At 66.1% G+C, this 4,363-nt stretch carries 5 protein-coding genes; 4 read left to right on the forward strand and 1 reads right to left on the reverse strand.

Going from position 1 to position 4,363, the window contains the following annotated elements:
* Positions 1 to 100: 100 nt before the first annotated feature.
* Entirely contained in the window at positions 101 to 928 is an 828-nt protein-coding gene (locus tag VEY12_08320; protein ID HYM40129.1) for a roadblock/LC7 domain-containing protein, read from the forward strand.
* A 68-nt stretch (positions 929 to 996) separates the two neighbouring features.
* Here VEY12_08320 and VEY12_08325 read toward each other — a convergent pair whose 3' ends face one another.
* Positions 997 to 1,983 (reverse strand): hypothetical protein, encoded by a 987-nt coding sequence (locus VEY12_08325; GenBank protein HYM40130.1) that lies wholly within the window; start codon positions 1,981 to 1,983, stop codon positions 997 to 999.
* Between the two features lie 238 nt (positions 1,984 to 2,221).
* On the opposite strand from VEY12_08325, the gene VEY12_08330 reads away from it, so the two are divergent.
* From VEY12_08330 to rpl12p, 3 genes are read left to right on the forward strand one after another with little or no spacing between them, the layout of a single operon-like run.
* Complete coding sequence (locus tag VEY12_08330; protein ID HYM40131.1) at positions 2,222 to 2,860, forward strand: 50S ribosomal protein L1; 639 nt, start codon at positions 2,222 to 2,224, stop codon at positions 2,858 to 2,860.
* Positions 2,861 to 2,870: 10 nt separating this feature from the next.
* Positions 2,871 to 3,746: a 50S ribosomal protein L10 gene (locus tag VEY12_08335; GenBank protein HYM40132.1), complete on the forward strand. Its 876-nt coding sequence runs from the start codon at positions 2,871 to 2,873 to the stop codon at positions 3,744 to 3,746.
* 28 nt (positions 3,747 to 3,774) lie between these two features.
* Entirely contained in the window at positions 3,775 to 4,080 is a 306-nt protein-coding gene (gene rpl12p, locus VEY12_08340; GenBank protein ID HYM40133.1) for a 50S ribosomal protein P1, read from the forward strand.
* The last annotated feature ends 283 nt before the right edge of the window (positions 4,081 to 4,363 follow it).

Here is a 4,363-nt window from a genome sequence, read left to right on the forward strand (position 1 = left end):
CGCCCCACGAAGCCGCTGTCGTTCCGGGAGCGCGGTTCGCGGCGCACACCTACGGAGGCCACCGCTGCCACCGTGAAGGAGTCATCCGAGGGAGAGATCCATGCCGCGCGCTGAGGTCGAGGAGCGCCACGAGGCCGTCGACATCCCGACCGAGCTGGGCCTCGAGGACCAGCTCGAGCAGATCCTCCTCCAGCTCCGCCGTCGCGCCCGGGGCGTCCGGGGATCCGTGATCGCGGATGCGAACGGCCTCGCCGTGGCCGCGGACATCCGCCTGGGGATGAGCTCTTCGGTCCTCTCCGCGATGAGCACCCTGATCGCGCAGTCCGCCGGGAGCGTGTTCGACACCCTGAGTCTCCCGAACGCAAACTTCGTCTTGATGGAAGGCCCGGCGGGGAACGTCGCCGTAACCACGTTGACCGAGGGGGACCTGAGTCTCCTCGCGCTCGCGGAGAAAAGCACGAACCTCGGGATCCTGAAGATCGAGATGAAGCGGGCAGCCCACGCGGTTGCGGAGGCGCTCGGCCTCGCGTTCGGCGGCCGCGCGACGATCACCGAGCTCTTCCTCCTGCACCGGGACGGCCTGCTGATCCGGCACTACTCGGACGCCCTGCGCACGGACATCGACCGGGACATCCTCGGCGGGATGCTCGTGGGCGTGCAGGACTTCGTGAAGCAGACGCTCGCCTCGAAGGAGGGAACCCTGGACCAGATGCGGTACGGGGACTACACGATCTTCTTCGTGCGGGGGAACAACGTGATCGCCGCGGCGGTCGCGAGCGAGGGGGACGCAGAGAGCGTGCAGTACCAGGTTATGGACGCGCTCCAGGAGTTCGAGGACAAGTACCGCGGTACCCTCGGGAACTGGAGCGGAGACACGAACGCGTTCCCAGGCATCGACAAGTGCTTCGAGAAGGTCCTCCGTGCCTGAAGGGCTCGCGGCAGATCTTCTGCCGCGTGAAACGGCCGACCCACCTGCGCAGTCGCCCCAGCGAGCGGCTAGGTGGTTGCGGCGATGTCCTGCGTGGCGTAGATGAACACTGCCGGTCCGGGAGGCCCAGACGAACCCGTCCGGTACACCATAAGCCAATAGTCGTCGGATGGAAGCATCAAGGCGATCGGCGTGGAGCTTGTGCCGATGTTCAGGCTCCAGTGCCAGGACCGGACGGTCCCGCTGTTGGAATAGTCCCAATACTCCGTGAGGTTCATGACATAGCCGGTGACGGGGGCGGTGGCATTCATTGCGCCCGTTACGGTGTAGGGAACCAGCGTGGCTAGGCTGAGCGGGGTCCAGTTGAGAGAGCTGTCCGCGTACCACCGGGCACCGGCCGAGTACAGGGTGATCGTCTTGGGGACGTTCATGATCTTGAGGGCGACGCCCAAGCTGATCGCGGGAAGCATCCAGCCCGTCACGGTGGCGCGGAATTCAAAGACCTGCGTGTGCTGGTACAGCATCCGGCTCTCCCCGTTCGCCCCATAGTCGAACGTGTAGAATGGGCCGCGACCCCCGGCGTTCATCAAGGTGGCACTGAGGCTGCCCGTTCCGTTGGCAAAGAATCCGAACGTCTGCTGATGGTCCACCGAGACATTGGGTCCCTGGGTCCAATTGTTGTAGAAGTCGATGCTGGAGTTGGAGCCCGTGACGCGGCACGTGAATTGGAGAGTGCCCAAGCGCAGGTTCGGGGCAAACCTTCCGATCACCGCGACGTCGTGCATGATCTGGACGTAGTTCATCTCGTGGTTGTAGCCCAGCGCGAACGCGTAGCTGTGGACGACCAAGGTGAGGCTCGAGCTCGGTCCCGAGGTCTGGGTTGCGTGCGTGGTCGCCGTGACGTTCCCGAAGGCCGGGTCGAGGGATGTGGTCGTGGGAAAGTTCGCGGCGAGCATGCCATGGGCCGACCCTTCCGCGATGGTGATAGGTGGAGGCAGGGTCAGGACGAGGACAGTGGCGCCCACCACGACGATGGCCACGGCGATGACGAGCACGAGACGGCGGCTCGGTCGGCGACGTCGAATCGTCGGCGGCGCAGGGGCCGCACCTTCCCCTCCAGTCGTGGCTTCCCTCCTGAGCCTCTCTATGGGCGTCCTCTGGGAAGAACCCACCGCCCGTCCGAGGCGCCTCTGGCGCTTCTCCCCGTAAACCTTAATAAGGGTCGGCACTTTCGTCGCCTTCCCTCTGCAGGAGACGCCGCGGGCGTCGTCTGCACTGCAGGAGGCGAACTCCTTGGCGGAAAAGCACTCCATCGACACGGTGAAGAAGGCCCTCGAGGTGGCCAAGCCTCGGACCTTCAAGGAGTCCGTCGAGGTCGCGCTGAATCTGCGTGAAGTGGACCTGTCCGTGCCGAAGAACCGCATCGACGAGGAGGTCCTCCTGCCCAAGGGCCGCGGCAAGCAGGTCAAGATCTGCGTCTTCGCCTCGGGCGAGCTTGCCGGCAAGGTGCGCCCGGTCGCCGATCTCGTGATCCAGCCGCAGGAGATCGAGGAGTACGCCGGGAACAAGCGCAAGGCGCACGGCCTCGCGCGCGACTTCGACTTCTTCGTCGCCGAGGCGCCGCTCATGCCCGTGATCGGCAAGCGGCTCGGCGTCGTGCTCGGCCCGCGGGGCAAGATGCCCCGTCCCGTTCCTCCCACCGCGGACCCGACGAACATGATCCGGAACATGCGGAACACGGTCCGCGTGCGGTCCAAGGACCGCCGGACGTTCCACGCCGCGATCGGGACGCGGGACATGCAGCCCGAGGACATCGCGGACAACCTGGACGCCCTCGTGCGACGCGTCCTGGGAAGGCTCGAACGCGGAAGGGACAACATCGCCTCGGTCTACGTGAAGACGACGATGGGCCCCGCCGTGAGGTTCCTGTGAGGGGATGACCATGGCCCACGTCGCTCCGTACAAGCAGGCGATCGTGAAGGACCTCGTGTCCCGCTTCGAGACGTCCAAGGTCGTCGGCCTCGCGAACATCCACGGCATCCCGGCGCCCCAGTTCCAGGGGATCCGGAAGAACCTCGCGGGGCGGGCGTCCATCACGGTCGCGAAGAACAACCTGATCAAGCTCGCCCTCAAGGAGGCCGCGACGAAGCGCAAGGGCCTCGAGGCCCTCGCCGCGGACCTCGACGGCCAGACCGCCGTGATCACGGCGGACGTGAACCCGTTCAGGCTGTTCAAGGAGCTCGAGAAGACGAAGACGCCCTCGCCGGCGAGGGGCGGCGAGCGAGCGCCCGAGGACATCTGGGTGCGAGAGGGCGAGACGCCGTTCAAGCCCGGGCCGATTGTCGGCGAATTGCAGAAGGCCGGTCTGCCTGCCGCGATTGAACGCGGCAAGGTGATCATCAAGAAGGACAAGCTCGTCGTCAAGGCGGGGGACAAGATCCCGCGCGACGTCGCGCAGGTCCTCGCCCGCCTCGAGATCTTCCCGCTTATCGTCGGATTGGACCTCAAGGGCGCGTACGAGGACGGGATGGTCTACCACCGCGAGGCGCTCGCCGTGGACGACGTCGTCGTGCGCGGGCAGATCGCCCAGGCCGGACGGGGCGCGCTCGCCCTGGCGTTGGAGATCGGCTACGCGACGAAGGAGACCGTCCCGCTCATGCTCGCGAAGGCGGCGCAGCAGGCGCTCGCACTGTCCGTGGAGAGCGGCTTCCCCACCAAGGAGAGCGTCAAGTTCCTCCTCGCGAGGGCCCAGGCCCAGGCGAACGCGCTGGCGGCGAAGGTGCCTGCCGCGACCGAGGCGAAGAAGGATTCCGGTTGATCAAGAGAAACCCAGGAGGTGACACACCATGGAATATGTGTATGGGGCGCTGGTCCTGCACGCGGCCGGACAGCCGGTGAACGAGGCGAACCTGAAGAAGGTCCTGACCGCCGCCGGCGTGAAGGTGGACGAGACGCGCGTGAAGGCCCTGACCGCCGCGCTCGAGGGCGTGAACATCGACGAGGCGCTGAAGGCCGCCGTCGCGATGCCTGCCGCTCCCGCGGCCGCACCCGCAGCCGAGAAGAAGCCCGAGAAGAAGGAAGAGAAGAAGGAAGAGGAGAAGGTCTCGGAGGAAGAGGCCGCTGCGGGCCTGGGTGCGCTCTTCGGCCTGTAGGCCGGAGTCCGCACCTCGGCTGCTTTTCCATTCCTTCGAGGGATAGCGAGAGCGCTGGATGCGCACCGCCGGTCCTAGTACGGCTGAGGGTGCCAGGAGTCGTGGTACGACCGAGGCGGGACTCTGGCCTCCGAGCCCGCTCAGCATTGCAGCCGACGGTACATTTGGGTCGCTCCCCACGGAAGACAGCTTCCGACAAATCCCGGATTGTGCCGGTCGGGATGTTGGCAGTAAAGGTGCGACGCTTGCCACGCAATGATGAACTCCGGCAGACAGAGTCCGG

It is taken from the genome of Thermoplasmata archaeon (assembly GCA_035632695.1).
Taxonomy (GTDB): domain Archaea; phylum Thermoplasmatota; class Thermoplasmata; order RBG-16-68-12; family RBG-16-68-12; genus RBG-16-68-12.